We start from the raw sequence: 17275 nt of genomic DNA on the forward strand, positions 1-17275 counted from the left end.
GAATCTGATTGGATAATTGAATTGTAAGTTGAATTATAAATTGAATTGTAAGTTGAATTATAAATTGAATTGTAAATTGAATTATAAATTGTTAATGATTTTTTCCATCATTCGAAATAACAATTTGAAATAAAACAGAAATAGATAATCCTGTTAATAAATATTGTTTTTTGTGATTTGTTATGGTTTGTTATGGGGTGTTGTATGGTTTATGTGATTTTATCGGACATTTTGTCACGGTTTTATCGTATGTTATCGCCCGCTTAATTGTTCTACGATTGAATTTTATACATTTGATTTCTATTTTGTTCAAATATTAAAAAAATCAGAAAAAGTTCATTTAAAGGTTAGATTTAAATGATAGATACGTCTCTTAAAGGTTACAATTCAACCGATGATTTAAAATTCAAAAGAAAAATAGGTTATCGTTTAAGAATTATTAAAATTTAAATTAAAAATCGAACTTAAATTAAAATGAATAATTGTAAATTAATACATATTAAAAAATTAAATAAAATTCAAAATTAGAATTTTTTAGTTTGAATCTTGCTTTTTCAGGATTTTGTATGAAGGCTCTTTAAAAAAATGTGTGGAAAATTCCTGCGGTTTTAGGCTTTCGTTTGACCATCCTGTCTTTCCTGTTTGTTTTATCCGGTTTTGGATGGGTTTTTTCAAAATCGGTCGTAGACGGCGCCATTTCCGGGCGGTTCGGCAAGATTTCAATTCAAAAGAGGGTGATTTTAATGGCAACTGATGAATATAATGAGACAATTGCACAATGTGTGATGGAATTGGATATGATTGCGAATGATACGTCTGTTCCGAGAAATATCCGCCGCTCCGTCACGGAAATTATTTCCATTCTTCAAAACGACAACCAAGAGTTGTTTTTGCGGGCAACGTCCGGACTTTCCATTTTGTCCGATGTGAGTTCCGACCCAAATCTTCCGATGCATACCGGAACTTTAATTTGGAGCATTCTCGGAAAATTGGAAACCATTCCGCCGGAAGTTTGATTTTCTTTTTCCTTTTCTTTTTTTCCTTTTCTTTTTTGTTTTTTCGGCCCGGCAGCGTGCGTTCGTTATGGCAGCAATTTCTTGAAAAAAACTTCAACGAAAACGGCAGGCTGTTTTTTTAAAATATTTTCAAAATATAATCTATTCATCCGGTTTTAATCGTTTTCATTTAAAAAAGTGTATTTTTATTGTTTTTTGTATTTTTTCTTGTTGAATAGTTTCACCCTGCAATCTTCAAGTATTTAAGGAATGTTTTTCTACAGAAAAGAACATTTGTGATTTGTTTGAAATTATGAACTGAGCTTTGAATTGAGCTTTGAATTGAGTTTGGAGAATGGGTTTTGATGCCGGAAAAAGAATTTATCAAGCACCCGCTGATTTTAGAAAATGCGGTTGAGCAGCGGCTCTATCAACTCAATATCGCGTCGTGCTGCACACAAAAAAATTCCTTAGTCGTGCTTCCGACGTCACTTGGAAAAACGGTTGTCGCACTTTTGATTATGGTCGCCCGTCTCGAGCGGGCCGGTGGGAAACTCCTTTTGCTTTCTCCAACAAAACCACTCGTAGAGCAGCATTTTTCCTTTTTTTCCCGAGTTTTGAAATTGGACAGCGATCAAATTGTCATGTTTACCGGTTCCGTTTCTCCGGAAAAACGAGGAGAATTTTGGGAAAACGCGACGGTCATCATTTCAACGCCGCAGGTCATTGAAAATGATTTGTTAGGCCATCGAATTCAGCTGGATGATGTCTCCTGCGTTGTTTTTGATGAAGCGCACCGAACGGTCGGCGATTACGCATACACCTATATCGCGGAAAAGTATCAGCAGGATGCGAAAACTCCGCTCATTTTGGGAATTACGGCAAGCCCGGGAAGCGAAGATGAAAAAATCTCCGATGTCTGTCAAGCGCTGGGAATTGAAAATGTCATTGTCAAAACCGAAAACGATGCTGACATTCGCCCCTATGTTCACAAAAAAGAAGTCGAGTGGCTGATGTTGTCCCTCCCAAAAGATATGGAGGAAATTGAAGTCGCACTTAAAAAAGTGCTGGACGATCGCCTGCAAAAGCTTTCCGAATTCGGTTTTCCGCTTTCTGCCAAATATGTTTCCAAAAAAGAGTTGCTCACTCTTCAAAAAACCCTGTCCGGCGAAATGAAATCCGGCGGCGCGGATTCCAATGTTTATTCCGCTATTTCCGTTTTAGCGGAAATTATGAAAATCGAACACGCCGTCGGGCTCATCGAAACCCAAGGAACAAAACCGCTTCTGGCCTATTTGAAAAAATTGGAAATCGACGCGTCGGCATCCGGGTCAAGCAAAGCTGGAAAGCGTTTGGTCAACGACCTTTATTTCCGGCAGGCGCTTTCATTGGCACAAAACAGCGAGGCTGAGCATCCTAAATTTTATACCGTCCGAAAAATTGTTCAAGACCAATTAACAGAATTTCCGGACTCCAAAATCATTGTTTTTACAAATTTTCGGGACACGGCAAATACGGTTCTTGAAGCGCTATCTGAACTTCCCGGTGTTTTTCCCGTTCGTTTTGTCGGGCAAGGTTCACGAACCGGTGACAAGGGACTGACTCAAAAACAACAGACGGAAATCCTCAACCAGTTCCGAAACGGTGACTTTAATGTTTTGATTGCGACGTCGGTCGCCGAAGAAGGACTCGATATTCCGGCAACCGATTTGGTTGTTTTTTATGAGCCGATTCCTTCGGAAATCCGAAGCATTCAAAGAAAAGGAAGGACCGGACGGTTTCAATCCGGCCGCGTGATTGTTTTGGTGACCAAGGGCACACGCGACGAAGCTTATCGGTGGAGCAGCCAAAACAAAGAGAAAAAAATGCTTTCCGTGATGAAAAATCTTCAAAATTCTTACGGGTCTGAAAAAGAATCCTTTGACGAAAACAATCCGGAGGAAGATGAACTGTCGCAAAAAACATTTTCCGATTTTGAAAAGGAATTCAAAAACCGATATCAACAAAAGGAGAATTCGAAAGAATGGGATTCAGAGAATAAGGATTTGGAGAACGGAAGTTCGGAAAAAGGAAATTCGAAGGAAGAGAATTCGGCGAACGGGAATTCAAAAGAAAAAGAGCCGGGTGATGAATTCAATGAACAACTTCTTCAAGAAATTCGCGAAACACGGGATGCAAAAAACAATACGGCGCCGGCAAAAAATCAGGCGGAGGACTCCGGGTTTTTTAAACCGGAATCTGAAAGCACAGATCCGATTTTAAAAATTCTGGTCGACCACCGCGAAATGAAAGGCGGCGTCCCCAAATATTTAGAAGCGCAAGGCATTGAATTGAAAATGGCGCAGCTGGAAGTCGGAGATTATGTTCTCAGCGACGACATGGCGGTGGAGCGCAAAAGTTCCGCCGATTTTGCCGCATCGCTTCTCGACGGCAAACGCAATTTATTTTCGCAACTGGTCGATTTGTCCAGAACTTACAAAAAGCCGGCATTGATTGTGGAAGGAGGGGACTCCATGACGGCCGGTCATATGATAAATCCGAATTCCATTCGAGGTGCGCTTTTGTCGATTGAAATGGATTTAAACGTGTCAATTTTTTACACACAAAATGAAGAGGAAACTGCGCTACTTTTGAAAATGATGGCCAAAAAAGAACAAATTCATGAAAAAAAATATGTGAATCCGCACGGCAAAAAAGTCGCCAAAACAACGGCGCAGCAACAGGAATATATTTTGTCGTCCATTCCGGGCGTCGGCCCGCATGCCGCCCGGCTTTTGCTGAGTGAATTCGGATCCTTAGAAAACGTATTTGGCGCCACGGAAGAAGAACTCTGCCGGGTCAAAGGAATCGGCAAAAAAACGGCGGAAAGGATTCTCGGGGTTGTAAAAGCGGATTATAAATAACTCTAACATTTCAAACAATCTGTCATTTCAAAAACTTTAAATAATTTAAAGTAATTTCTACATTTAATAATGCCTACCATGCCTAACAATTATGTTATTCATATAAATGTCTGACAAATTGATGCACACTCGGGTAGGCTCTTCATTTTTTCTGATAGATATGCCAAATAATAATTTGCCTCTTTCTGTAACGGACCAAATCACTCTTTTAAAAGGGAGAGGTTTGGTGTTTAATGATGAAATTTCGGCAGCTCATTTTCTTTTTAATAACAATTTTTATCGGTTAAAAAGTTATATGCATATTTTTCATGCACCCGATAAACATTTTTTGAAAAACATCTTCTTTGAGGATATTTTAGAATTATATCATTTTGATAGGGATTTAAGGTCATTAATATTTAATGCGACGGAAGAAATTGAAATTGCCTTCCGAACTCAAATTATTTCTCAATATTCCATGTCATATGGAGGACATTGGTATTTGGATGAAATATATTTTAGAAATCATTCGCTTCATTTCAATTTTTTGGAAAAATTATATGATAATATCGAATCCAGTACAGAAGATTTTATGGTTCCTTATAAAAAGCAGATTTCTGTTTCATCTTGTTGGATGGTTCCCGCATGTTGGATTTCTTTTGAGGTAATGAGTTTCAGACAGCTTTCCATGTTGTATCAGAATCTTTACAGAAATGATAAATGCAAAAAAGATGTTGCGGTCCATTTTGGAATAAAATCTCCTCTCGTTTTGGAAAATTGGATGCATTGCATGAGTTTAATTCGGAATATCTGTGCTCATCACGGTCGATTGTGGAACCGGACGATTCCAAAAAATATTGAGTTGCTAAATTCTTGTTCTGAGCCGTTTATTCAAATTTCAAATATTCGAACCGATAAAATTTATGCATATATTTGTTGCATGTTATACTTACTTAACAAAATAGAGCCTCAAAACAATTTCAAACTTCAATTATTCAAATTATTTGAAAAATATCCTTCCACCAAATTAAACCTCATGGGTTTTCCCCAAGGGTGGGAATCAGAACCACTCTGGAAAATATAAAACCGTGAAAGGAATCAATCCTTTCACACCTCTATTATTTTTTTGTCTTACGCTTTTCTTTCCACTTTCAAAATCGAGTGGTTGACCGCGCTTTTCGGGCATCCGGCAATACAGCGTTTGCAGCTGGATCCCAAACACTTCTGGCTATCGATAATGATATAGTTGTCAGGCTCCCGCTTTTCCACGCGGATCGCATTTTCCGGACAGATTTTTTCGCATTTGTGACAGAAAATACATCCGTACGCCGGCGCCGTTAAGAAAACACCGATGTGTTCCACCATCTGAATGCCTTGCTTTCCGACATCGTCAATGTCTCGGACCACACGTCTTTCCACATTTGGATTTGTTTCGCCATGCGGGAACGGCCGAATACCAAACATTTGCAACATCTCATCAAACATTTCCATTGACATGCCCTGTTCCCAGTACGAAAGTTCGCAGACGTAAATGTCTTTAAAAGTCTGAGAGGTCGCCATCATCAAGTGGTCCGCTTTGATTTTCTTCGCCATTTGATTGATGCTGTCCAGTTGTTCCGGATGAATTGCCAGTTTTCGGGCCAGGCCGATGGAGGTGTTTCCGAATTGGATAATATTTTTCGCGTAGCTTGGGACCGATCCCAAGTAGGCCGCTTTTTTGCCGTCCACATACGTGCCGGTCGCACCGGAAATGTAGGCGTATTCCAACCGGTCGTAATCTAAGCCGGCCGCTTCCATTAAAGTCAGCTGTGCCGCCCGAATCGCACCGATTGCTTTTCCGATTTCCACCACATCTTTTTCCGTAATTTCAATGTCTTTTCCAAGAATGATTTTTCCATTCGGCAGCTTCGGGATTTTGTTCATCAGTTTGCTTTTGAGCGCCACCGACATACAGGAAATGACGCCGGTTCCGGTAATTCCGACCGGCGGAATTGCTCCTTTCTCTATTACTTCGCCGGTGACCGGGTTAATTAAATCGCCAACAGAAGATTGCATTTTCTCATCCAGAATTGTCAAACGCCAGTAATCCCCCTCCAAATTCACATCGCTGATTGCGCCGGGGCTGGCCAGCATTCCACAGGGAATGCCTTGTCCTTCAATGGCGGGACCGGCAGCGGCACTGGCGGTAATAATCTTGTCTCCGACTTTAATTGCCATTTCGGCATTGGTTCCGTAGTCGGTAACCATACAGGGTTGGGTTTGCGTGTAAAAATCCGTCTCGGTCATCATGGCCAAAGCGTCGGCACCGATTTCGTGTTGGATTGCCGGCGGAACAATGATTTTACAGTCGCCCATATCGCAAATTCCATCAAAAAGATCGCTGGCCGGAAAAATCCGGGCATCCCGCTGGACATCTTCAACGCCCAAAGCCATTTGTTTGGTTTTTCCGGCGTAAGCCAAGTCCCGGATTTCGATGTTTTGGAAAAGAGATAATTGAATCGGGTTTCCGCAAATGGAAATGTAGTCAATGCTTTTGGGGTCTACCGCAAAGGCGTCCAGCATCTTTTTAACGGTTTGAATCATCACCTCATTGGCGACATCTTCGCCGGTCACGATGGCAAATTCCAAATGGTCGATGACATTTCCGCCCGGAAGCGGGTGACCCATTGTAATCACGGTTTTAATGGTTTCGTTCGTTTTCGGATTCAAAAGCTGGGCGCGAAAACCGCTTGTCCCAAGGTCAAGTGCGATGACGTACATTTTTTCCCTCTCATTGATGTAAATCGTTTCAGATGGTTATGATTTTATCCACCTTCTGTTGAAAAATACAATATGCCGTTTACAATAGGCTGTTTTTATTCAAATGTTTTTCTTTTTAGGTGTTATTTTTAAAAATATAATTCAAACCTGTTGTATTTTTATAAAGTTTTGACAATTTCATCTTTTCTATATAATTCCAAATATTCTCTATCATGAAAATTCAGGATAAAATTTAAAAATCTTCAAGGCTTTATGTTTGTCAGGTTTGTTCGGTAAAATGGCGTTTTACGCCGGTTGCAATCTTTTTTGCAATAAGCCGGATTTTTTAAAATCATTTTTTTGGAAATGTTGGTACTTTTGAAAAAATCATATTGTTTTTTTTCAAAAAACGTTACAAAAAAATCAGATAAACTTTAAAACCGTATTAAGAATCGTATTAAAAACCGTATTTGCATGGTATAATTTTAAAATAGGAACCTGACGGTTCTTTTATTTTTATATCATTATACCTTTGGGGGAACTCAAAATGACAACATACACACCAAAAGAGAGATTATACCGCGTTTTAAGAGGAATGGAAGTTGACAGAATGCCGGCCGTTTGTTTTACACAAACTGCGACGGTCGAACAAATGGAAGCCGTCAAAATCTTCTGGCCGCAAGCTCACGAAGACTCTGAAATGCTCGCCAAATTGGCAGAAGCCGCCCACACCGTCGTCGGTTTTGAAGCCGTCCGTGTTCCGTTCGACATTACCGCCGAAGCCGAATTTTTCGGATGCAAATTAAAAGCAGGAACCCTTGACCAACAACCCTCCGTCATCGGCCACAGCGTCAAGACACCGGAAGATGTTGACAAATGGAAAAACTTCAAATTCGGGGGAACCGCACGTGTGGACAGAATTATCAAATCCACCAAAATCTTGGCCGACAAATACGGAAAAGAACTTCCGATTATCGGTTCCATGATTGGACCGTTCTCCCTCGCCCAGCACCTTAATGGTGACAACTGGTTTATGGGAATCATGATGGACGACCCGGTTGTTCAACCCTTAATCGACCTGACCACCGACTTCTGTATCAAATACGCGACAGAAATGGTGAAAGCCGGCGCTGACACAATTGTCATTATCGACCCGACGGCCAGCTACGAACTTCTCGGCGACCAATTCTACGAGAAATTTGCGGTTCCGTACCACAAAAAGATCGCAGACGCCATGCGCGCCCTCAATGTTTCCACCATTCTCCACATCTGCGGCGACACCACCAAAGGAATTGCCCTCATGGACAAAGCCGGTGTTGACGGTATCAGCGTTGACCAAAAAGTCAACATCAAACTCGCATCTGCTGCCTCCAAACAGGCAAAAATCGTCGGAAACCTCGACCCTGTCCAACTCCTCTGGAAAGGCACACCGGCCGAAGTGACCAAACGCTGCCAGGAAGTCTTTGCGGAAGGCGCCACTATCGTGACCGTTGGTTGCGGTATTGTGACCAACACCCCGACCGAGAACTTAAAAGCCTTGGTGGAGTTCACCAAGACCGCCAAATACAAGTAATTTTTAAAAATAAACTCGTACATACCTCACATATTGTACAAGCCGGGGCAAATTCGCAAAAATGCGGATTTGCCTTTTTTTTGGCCAATATTTTTATTTTGAGCATTTTCACATTTTTGAATATTTTATAAAATCTATATATTATAAATCCATTAATATTAAATGTATTTAAAAATATTTGTCATATGTGAATTATTTTGAAAAAAATAATTCTTTTTAATATAGTTGAGGCTTTATTCTAAATATTCAAAAGGTGAAAATATGAAAAATAAATTTTTAAATCTATTTTGTACTTTTGTTATTTTGTTAGCACTTTCTGGTCCGGCTTTTGCGGAAAGATGGGAGTGAACGAAAACTGTCTGACGGGAAAGATATTCTGGCGGGAATTGATTTTGATTCGCCGGATTATGATTTCGAAAAATTGACCGATGCCCAAAAAAAAGTTTTGATGGCAGAATCCGACAAGTGGATTGCAGACCATACTTTTAATGTGACGGTGACAACAATTTATACAACAAAAACGTTGGATTCAAAAACAAAGGAATTGCAAGTTGAAACCATTTATCAAAGCAATGATTCCAGATTCAAGGAAATGTTTGAATCAGATGTGATTTCTGAGGTGAATTGTTATCCAATAGAATCAAATGAAAAACAAGTTTATTTTGAGGACCAACTCCTTTCTCTTGAAGAAGACGTATCATTAACAAATGTAAACAAAGAAATGGTTGTTATGGCATCCCCAAGCGACCCATATAAGTGGTGGAAGTATTACACTTATCCTCAGCACATGTGGTACATTATAAGTGGTGTGTGCGTAAGAAAAGATCCAATAAACATGATATGGGACAATACATCTTCAAGTCTTGTAAAAAATAACATTTTAGCAGGCGCAGGCAATTGGACGGGAGTTGTAACAGTAGAATACAGATATGAGATTCTTGATAGAAATGGTATTTAGCTTGGAAGTAAAAGTGTTGCCAGTGATCCTGTTAGATATAATGGCGGCTATCACGTTCGTTTGTATCAAATGACAAGTAGTTCAAATGGTGTTGTTGTTGGTGGTGCACACAGAGACAGTGCTTCTCCACACGTTGTTACGGAATTTGAACCGGTTGAACAAATGGTTGCAAATTACTTCAGACCTGGTCCATCATGGTTGCTCGGGTCGTGGAGTATAAGTCAAACACCGATGAACAATTCTGGTTACTATGATGGAATTTATAATAACAACTATGCAACGTTCATTTATCGTACTCAGTGAATCCGGAAAAACGGATTCCTTTATTTTTTTAAGGTTTTAATATGAATCCACAATCCACGAAAACAGATTTATTTCTCTTTTTTATAATCATATTTGTATTCATGGGGCTGATTCATCTTCCCAATTCATTCATTGCATCATATGTCGATTTTTCAGGATTTTTGCTTCTTTTTTGGGATATTGTCTTTTTATCTTACATCTTACTGAGCGGTGTTTTTTATGGCTTTATTACAAAATCACGCCTTTTATCCGCAGCATTGGGTTTTTTAATTCCAGTCATCGGATTTGTTTTGCCTTTATTCATTTCAGTAATTGAATCCGGATTCGATTTTCCAGCCGAAGACGCTTTAGTGCCGTATTTTCCATTTTTCAGAATTGCATTTTTTGCCGGATTGGCCGGCTTTTTTGCAGCAGCGAACAGTTCAAATAAAAAAATAAATGATATGAATTATGTATTTTCCATCCTTTCTTGTATTTTGACATTCGTTTTTGTATTTTATTGGTTTTAAAGGAAGATTCGCATGATTTTTAAACCAACTCAAAAAACCAATATCATTTTTTTTGTTGGTTTTTTTATTTTTTACATTCTTCTATCAAGATTTTATTACTTGGGAGTTTATCAAAATAATTTTTCAAGCAGTTTGGAATTCTTGATTGTTATTTTGCTGATTTTGTCCATCCTATCATTTGGAGCACTTCTTTTTGGTTTTTTCTCTAAAAATCAACCCCTTTCTTTATTATTTGGTCTTCTGCTTCCGGTTATTCCTTTTTACAATTTGTTCACATCGGAAATGGCGCTTTGGATTGTCCTTCTTTTAAGCGGTTTAACCGGATGGTTTTCGGCCAAAGAGGAGCAAAATCCGGAAACCAAAGGATTTTATTCTCTGATTACTTTTTCCCTCTTCTTTTTGCTCTTGATTTTTATTATTAAATTTTATCGCATTAACTGAATCAATTTCTGTTTTTCACTTGAATTTTTTAACAAAAAATTACGTAAAGCACTACAGATTCGGTTGAAACAAAAAAGTTTTCAAAATACAGACGCGAGAGCGCGTCTGATTTTGTCGGATTCCCCAAATTCAATTAAAAAACCAAACCCCATCTTTTTAAAAAAATCAAGTAAAAAAAAGCCGACATTTTTTCTTTTTCTTCTGAAAATAAAATCGGTCGGCGGGGTTTTAGAAAAAGTCGATAAAAATCGGGGTTTTGGTTTTTATGTTTTGAATAAAAAAATTTCCATCCGGATTTGTTTTAAATATATATGCAAAAATCAGCCACATGAGTTTGTTTAAAATATTTATGCAAAAACCAGCCATTCGATTCTGTTTAAAATGTTTATTCAAAATGGGTGCCATAACACGCGCGCAGGCATTCACCAAAACAGAAAAATTAAAAATCCAAAAACAACTCAAGGCAATTTGTACAATTCATCCGGTTGCGGCTGCTTCAATATGCTTTTTTCCGAATCATGTTTGCATCCGGTTTTAAAAATAAACCGCTCTTGGGGATTGCTTGTCATTTCCCCGACAACGGCGGCGGGAATTCCTTTTTCGCTCAATTTTTGAATGAGCAATTCGGGGTTCGTTGTCGCCATCATCATGCTGCCACTTGAAATCAGGCGGCACGGATTAATTTTGTAGTAGTCGCACAGGGTTTTTGTGACCGGCGCGATCGGAATTTTTTCCAAAAAAATGTTGACGCCGGTTCCCGAGGCTTCCGCGAGTTCCCAGGCGGCGCCGAAAATTCCGCCTTCCGTGATGTCATGCATCGCGTGCACAATGTCTGGGCCGAGTTTCCCGGCAATGATTCCTTCTTCTAAGACGCTGATTTGATTCAGGCAAGCTTTCGCATCGCTTACAAAACCGTCTCCGAATTGTTTTTTGAGGGCGGCCTCGTTTTCGTTGGCAATAATCGCAGTTCCTTCAAGGCCGACCGTTTTGGTGACAATAAGTTTGTCGCCCGGTTTTGCGCCAGCGGAGCAAATTGTTTTTTGTTTGGAGAGTCCGATGGCGGTCGTGTTAATAACGATGCGGGTGACAGCGTCGGTCACTTCCGTGTGGCCGCCAATCACACTGACGCCAATCGCGGTTGCGGTTTCCGCAATTTCCGTCATGATTTTTTCCAAATCCGATTCCGTGGAGCCGGCCGGCAGAAGAATGGACACCAAAAGACCGAGCGGCCGAACGCCGCTTGCGGCAATATCATTGCAAGACACATGAACGGCCAAGCGCCCGACTTCATTTAAGGCACCTGTAATCGGGTCGCAGGACAGAACCACCAATTGTTCCCCGCAATTTAAAACGGCGCAATCTTCCCCGATTCCGGGGCGAATCGTCACGTCCGGATTGAAAAATTTCAGTTTGTCAAAAACGATATTTTTCAAAACGTCATGCGGCACTTTTCCGATTTCCATGTTTTTTCCTGTCCGTCATTTCAAAAATGCAAAATATAAAATACAAAAATAAATCAAAATCACTTTCAATAATTTTTCAATAAACTTTTAATAACTTTTTTTCAATAATTTTTTAATAAATTTTTTCAATAGAATAATCATTTTTCAATAGAATTTTCTTAACTACGGCATTTTCTGTATTTAAAAATTCTCTTTTCGCCACTTTTCACACTTTTCATTCTCCTTTTCCCCAAAATCGCGACAAAATGGAAACCAATTTCGGCCGGCAGTTTTCTTGAAACCGGCAATTGGGGCAAAATAAAATGTTTTTTTCACCCGGCATTTTTCCGTTTTTTGCCTCTTTTATTTGCCGCAGCGTTCGAAAAACAATTTTTTTATCTTGGGGACGGATGCGTCCAATTCGAAGTTCGCCGGCATAATCCATGATAAAACTGTCCGCTACGTTTTCTTTTTTGAATTCATGTTCCAAAATTAAAATGTAAGCCGCCGCAGCAATTCGGTCTTTTTCCCAAATACCGTTTTGAGGCGGCGCGGATGTTTTCAGAAGATACGGGACCATCTTTTCCTTCCAAAGCACAACTTTATGCGGTGCGCCTGCCAGATTTATTTTTTGAAAATAAAAGACGTGTTCGGATTTGACCGGGTTTGCGGCGGCTTCATAAAGATCAAATCCATAGGTTTCAATCGTTTTTGAAATATTTTGAATCAATATCGGAATTTTTCGGACAATTTCGGCACAAGCGTCGTCAATCGCGGCAAAAATATTATTTCCGGCGCCGGATTCTTTTTTAATTTCATCTGCTTTAATTTCATCTTTTTTTATTTCATCCGGATTTTCGCTTTCCAATAATTTCATTTCCTCTCTCAAATCCTCAATCAGCTGCCGGATTTTATTTTCCAATCCGGCAAAATCCACCCACGTACCGTTTTCTTGTTCGCCGGCGTTTTCTAAAATCATTTCCGGCAGGCAAAATAATATTTCCCGGAGGATTTCATTTTCAAAAAACCGGACCGGGTCTTTTTGAAAAAAATATTTGTTTTTTTCTTCCCATTCTGTTTTATTCTTTTCCCGATGGGAGTTTTGAAAGAAAAACAATCTCGGACAAATCATCCAGGTTTTTAAATCAAAAACCGAAATATATTCGTTTTTATTTTCCGGTTTTAAAATATTCGGCTGTTTCATCATTTTCATCATTTTCATAAATTCAAAAAGAAAAGGACATTCATCTTCTTTTTCATTTTTTCAAAATCGGCAAATTTATATACGGATTGTATGGTTCCGGATTTCTTGGTCTTTGAAGAAAAATTTATTTTCCATTCTTTTAGAAACTGTCTGTTGCATTCGATTTTTAATTTGTCAACCCTTTCTAAAAAAGTTGAGTTAAATTTATATTTCATTCACCCCTTCTCTTGCTTGTCATGACAGACAATGAGGCTTTTGAAAATTTAAAAAAGAGGCTGGCGGAAAAGATGGCCGGAGAGATTACGCTCTCCGAAAAACCCGGCGAATGCCTTAAAAAATGGCGCTTAAACTTTGAAGTGTCGCAAACCGATATTTCAAACGCCCTCGAAGTATCGCCGTCGGTTATTAGCGATTATGAAAGCGGCCGGCGAAAATCCCCGGGAACGCTCATGGTCAGCAAAATTGTCGAATCACTTCTCGCAATCGATACTGAGCGTGGCGGCCAAAAAATTCATGCGTATGAATCCATGCTCACCGCAGACAGTTCCAAAGAATCCATTTATTCCACCTACGAATATTCCATTCCGATTCAGTTTCAAAAGTTGGTTTCCCTACTGGACGCGCACGTTCTTTACCGCGGCATGGAACGTCCGCTTTACGGTTTTTCCATTGTCGACAGCAAGCGATCCATTTTGGAAATGTCTTCTTATGAATTCCAGCGCCTGTACGGGTGGAGTACCGACCGCGCCATGGTTTTTACAAAAGTGTCCACCGGAAAATCTCCGCTCGTTGCCATTCGGGTGACCAATTTAAAGCCCGGCGCTATTGTTCTTCACGGACTTTCCAAAGATGAAGTGGATCCGATGGCGGTCAAAATGGCGGAAGTCGACCGAATCCCGCTCCTGTGTACGACAAAAGACATTACGGAAGCCATTGCCGAATTGAAAAAATACGGCCAGTATTCCATCAAAGGAATTTAAAGTCCAATCCCTGTTGTTTTTGAAATCTTCTCTTCATTTTATTATTTTTCTTTTTTTCGGTTTTTTTGCGACGTGGCCGCGCGCGGGATGGCAGCCTATTTTTTAAAAATCAATTAAAGTCGTTTGGTCAATTTTAAATGATTTATCCTGAATCCGGATGTGTTTTATTGAAAAATGGACATGTATCCTCGCATTCGAATTTCTTGAAATTGCTGTTATGAACAAATATATTGGCGGAAAAGATGGTGGTAGTTGCAGTAGTTGCAGCAGTTTCAGAAGTTTCAGAAGTTGCAGCAGTTGCAGCAGTTTCAGAAGTTGAAGAAGTTACAGCAGTTGTAAAATCAGGAACAGTTCTTTTCCATTTTTGTTTCTTTTTTCATCTTTTTATATGCATGTTATAACAAAATGTCAGGAGAATATCTATTTTTCATTTTTTATTTTATTTTAAAAATGAACGTTTTTTGCTTCTTTTGTTCCCTTTTATTTTTTGAATTTGCCTCTAGATTCTTCTTATAAAATTTTGACTTCGTCGATACCGTATTTTTTATTGGCTTTGCTTCTCAAAATTACGTCAATCAACGAATCCGCCTACGTTATGTTTATATACCTATTGTTCGTTTTTGGTTTTAAGTTCTCTGAAACGATGCCGCTTGATTTGATTCGGGAGCATCTTTTCAGAGTTAATTGGTAAGCTCTAAAAATGGTTTAAAAATAAAAAACGAAATTGAAGAATTTGAAGAAAAAACGAAATAAATATTTAATAAATGAATAAGAGTTTTTCAAGATTTGAAAAAGACCTCAAATGAAGAACCCAAAACCCAAAAAATCTAAAAACACTCAAAAAAATATGAACCTAAAATAAAAAACGAAAAAAAATAAAAAAACGAAATCCTTAAAGAACCTCAAAAGAAACGAAAGTAATTTTTTAAATTGCTTTCGTATTTTTTTAAATTTTTACTTTTTTTAAATGAAATTATGAATCAATCAAGAATAATTAAAATGCAGGTGAATAAATGACAGTCGGAATTGTTTCCTACGGTGCCTACATTCCCAAATACCGGATTAAAACCGAAGAGATTGCCGGAGTTTGGGGCGGAGACGCTGAAATTTTAAAAGCCGGTTTGAAAGTTTATGAAAAATCGGTTCCGGATGTTGACGAGGACGCGGCGACGATTGCGGTCGAAGCGGCACGAAACGCACTCAAACGGGGGAAATTCGATCCCCAAAGAATCGGAGCGGTGTACACCGGCTCTGAAAGCCACCCGTATGCGGTCAAACCGACCAGTACGATTGTGGCTGAAGCCGTTGGCGCAACCCCGGACATGACCGCGGCAGACTTTGAGTTTGCCTGTAAAGCAGGATCAGCTGCCGTTCAAGTCTGTATGGGTTTGGTCGGCTCCGGCATGGTGGATTTGGGACTTGCGATCGGCGCCGACGTGTCTCAAGGCGCGCCCAATGACGCTTTGGAATACACGGCCGCGGCCGGCGGCGTTGCTTTTGTGATCGGAAAAGAAAAATCCGAACTCATTGCCGTCATCGAAGACACTTACTCTTTTACCACCGACACCCCCGACTTCTGGCGGCGTGAAGGACAACCGTACCCCGGCCACGGCGGACGGTTTACGGGAGACCCCGGATACTTTAAACACGTGACCAGCGGCGCCAAAGGTCTCATGAAAAAGATGGGAACCAAGCCGTCGGATTACGACTATGCGGTTTTCCACCAGCCCAACGGTAAATTTCCGGAACGGGCCGCGCAACTACTCGGGTTTACACCGGAACAAATCAAGCCGGGACTCGTGGTTCCAAAACTCGGAAACACATATTCCGGATCCTGTTTGATGGGAATCGCGGCCACACTTGATATTGCAAAACCGGGTGACCGCATCTTCGCAACCGCTTATGGTTCCGGTGCCGGATCCGATGCGTTCAGCATTCTTGTGACCGACAAAATTGAAGAGAAAAGAAAACTGGCTCCGTCCGTTCAACAACTTTTGGCCGATCCGATTTACCTCAGCTACGGTAAATACGCGCACCACAAAGGAAAAATTAAGTTCGGATGAGGGGGAATAAAAATGAGAGAAGTAGCAATTGTCGGCGCAAAGACGACAGAATTTGGAGAACTTTGGGAACGGTCCTTGCGTGACATCGTTGTCGAAGCCGGAATCGGCGCCATTGAAGATGCCGGAATTTCCGGAAAAGAAATCGATGCCATGTATGTCGGAAACATGAGTGGCGGCCGGTTCGTTGAACAAGAACACTTAGGTGCGCTCATTGCGGATTATTCCGGTCTTGCGCGCGGACTTCACGTGGCGTCGACCCGTGTGGAAGCGGCCTGTGCCTCCGGAGGTCTTGCGCTGCGCCAAGCGATTCAAGCCGTTTCGTCCGGTTACAGCAATGTTGCCATTGCGGCCGGTGCCGAAAAAATGACAGATATCTCTTCCTCCGGTGCGACAGACGCGCTTTCCGCCGCCGCCGACCGTGAATGGGAGGGTATCCAGGGGGCGACGTTCCCGGGAATTTATGCCATGATTGCCAAATTGCACATGGCAAAATACGGAACCACCAGCGAACAATTAGCGGCGGTTGCCGTGAAAAACCATGAAAATGGTATGCACAATCCGATTGCTCAATTCAAGAGCAAGATTTCCATTGAGCAGGTTTTAAAATCGATTATGGTCTCTGACCCGCTTCACATTTTGGACTGTTCTCCGGTGTCGGACGGCGCCGCAGCCGTCGTGGTTGTGCCGGCGGAAGACGCTCTTAAATACACGGACAAACCGATTTATGTGAAAGCCAGCGCGCAAGCAAGCGACACAATCGCTCTTCACGACCGCCGCGACATCACTACGTTGGATGCAACGGTTGTTGCCGGAAAGCGGGCCTACGAAATGGCCGGACTCACCCCCAAAGACATCAGCTTTGTCGAAGTGCATGACTGTTTCACCATCGCCGAAATTTGTGCGATTGAGGACCTTGGTTTTGCTGATAAAGGAAAGGGCGGTGTCGTGTCCATGAACGGCGAGACAAAACTCGGCGGCAGAATCCCGGTCAACCCGTCCGGCGGCCTGAAATCCTGCGGCCACCCCGTCGGTGCCACCGGTGTTAAGCAAGCGGTTGAAGCGGTCACGCAACTCCGCGGCGAAGCCGGAAAACGCCAGGTTGAGGGCGCAAAGTATGGAATGACACACAATGTCGGCGGCTCGGGTGCCACGGCTGTGGTGCACATTTTCTCGAGTGAGAGGTGAT

General features: G+C 41.0%; 13 protein-coding genes. 10 read left to right on the forward strand and 3 right to left on the reverse strand.

Annotation, left to right across the window (positions count from 1 at the left end):
* Positions 1-587 precede the first annotated feature (587 nt).
* From MsAm2_RS01255 to MsAm2_RS01265, 3 genes are all read left to right on the forward strand, one after another.
* Positions 588-1016 (forward strand): stationary phase-response protein, encoded by a 429-nt coding sequence (locus tag MsAm2_RS01255; protein WP_338098017.1) that lies wholly within the window; start codon positions 588-590, stop codon positions 1014-1016.
* A 344-nt stretch (positions 1017-1360) separates the two neighbouring features.
* Positions 1361-3898, forward strand: coding sequence for a DEAD/DEAH box helicase (locus MsAm2_RS01260; RefSeq protein ID WP_338098482.1), 2538 nt, complete (start codon positions 1361-1363; stop codon positions 3896-3898).
* A 106-nt stretch (positions 3899-4004) separates the two neighbouring features.
* The gene (locus MsAm2_RS01265) at positions 4005-4961 is read left to right on the forward strand and encodes an Abi family protein (protein WP_338098018.1); all 957 of its coding nucleotides are present in this window, start codon (positions 4005-4007) and stop codon (positions 4959-4961) included.
* A 47-nt stretch (positions 4962-5008) separates the two neighbouring features.
* On the opposite strand, the gene MsAm2_RS01270 is transcribed toward MsAm2_RS01265, so the two are convergent.
* On the reverse strand, positions 5009-6637 hold the full coding sequence (locus MsAm2_RS01270) for a methylamine methyltransferase corrinoid protein reductive activase (protein ID WP_338098019.1): 1629 nt from the start codon (positions 6635-6637) through the stop codon (positions 5009-5011).
* Between the two features lie 526 nt (positions 6638-7163).
* On the opposite strand from MsAm2_RS01270, the gene MsAm2_RS01275 reads away from it, so the two are divergent.
* The 3 genes from MsAm2_RS01275 (at position 7164) to MsAm2_RS01285 (ending at position 10400) form a co-directional block, all read left to right on the forward strand.
* Positions 7164-8189: an MtaA/CmuA family methyltransferase gene (locus MsAm2_RS01275; protein WP_338098020.1), complete on the forward strand. Its 1026-nt coding sequence runs from the start codon at positions 7164-7166 to the stop codon at positions 8187-8189.
* A 328-nt stretch (positions 8190-8517) separates the two neighbouring features.
* The gene (locus MsAm2_RS01280; protein ID WP_338098021.1) at positions 8518-9147 is read left to right on the forward strand and encodes a hypothetical protein; all 630 of its coding nucleotides are present in this window, start codon (positions 8518-8520) and stop codon (positions 9145-9147) included.
* Between the two features lie 911 nt (positions 9148-10058).
* Positions 10059-10400 carry a hypothetical protein gene (locus MsAm2_RS01285; protein ID WP_338098022.1) on the forward strand — a complete coding sequence of 114 codons (342 nt, stop codon included), beginning with the start codon at positions 10059-10061 and terminating at the stop codon, positions 10398-10400.
* Between the two features lie 458 nt (positions 10401-10858).
* Here the strand turns inward: MsAm2_RS01285 and MsAm2_RS01290 are convergent, their stop codons facing one another.
* Together MsAm2_RS01290 and MsAm2_RS01295 are read right to left on the reverse strand one after the other, a co-directional pair.
* Entirely contained in the window at positions 10859-11863 is a 1005-nt protein-coding gene (locus MsAm2_RS01290; protein ID WP_338098023.1) for an AIR synthase family protein, read from the reverse strand.
* A gap of 214 nt (positions 11864-12077) precedes the next feature.
* The gene (locus tag MsAm2_RS01295; protein ID WP_338098024.1) at positions 12078-13064 is read right to left on the reverse strand and encodes a hypothetical protein; all 987 of its coding nucleotides are present in this window, start codon (positions 13062-13064) and stop codon (positions 12078-12080) included.
* Positions 13065-13282: 218 nt separating this feature from the next.
* Between MsAm2_RS01295 and MsAm2_RS01300 the strand changes: the two genes are divergently transcribed.
* From MsAm2_RS01300 to MsAm2_RS01315, 4 genes are all read left to right on the forward strand, one after another.
* Complete coding sequence (locus MsAm2_RS01300) at positions 13283-14026, forward strand: helix-turn-helix domain-containing protein (protein ID WP_338098483.1); 744 nt, start codon at positions 13283-13285, stop codon at positions 14024-14026.
* Between the two features lie 242 nt (positions 14027-14268).
* Positions 14269-14427, forward strand: coding sequence for a hypothetical protein (locus tag MsAm2_RS01305; protein ID WP_338098025.1), 159 nt, complete (start codon positions 14269-14271; stop codon positions 14425-14427).
* Between the two features lie 612 nt (positions 14428-15039).
* Positions 15040-16089, forward strand: a complete 1050-nt coding sequence (locus MsAm2_RS01310) for a hydroxymethylglutaryl-CoA synthase (RefSeq protein ID WP_338098026.1) — start codon at positions 15040-15042, stop codon at positions 16087-16089.
* A 12-nt stretch (positions 16090-16101) separates the two neighbouring features.
* A complete protein-coding gene (locus MsAm2_RS01315; RefSeq protein ID WP_338098027.1) occupies positions 16102-17274 on the forward strand; it encodes an acetyl-CoA acetyltransferase in 1173 nt (390 codons plus the stop codon).
* The last annotated feature ends 1 nt before the right edge of the window (position 17275 follow it).

It is taken from the genome of Methanolapillus ohkumae, assembly GCF_032594355.1.
In the GTDB taxonomy this organism is placed as follows: domain Archaea; phylum Halobacteriota; class Methanosarcinia; order Methanosarcinales; family Methanosarcinaceae; genus Methanolapillus; species Methanolapillus ohkumae.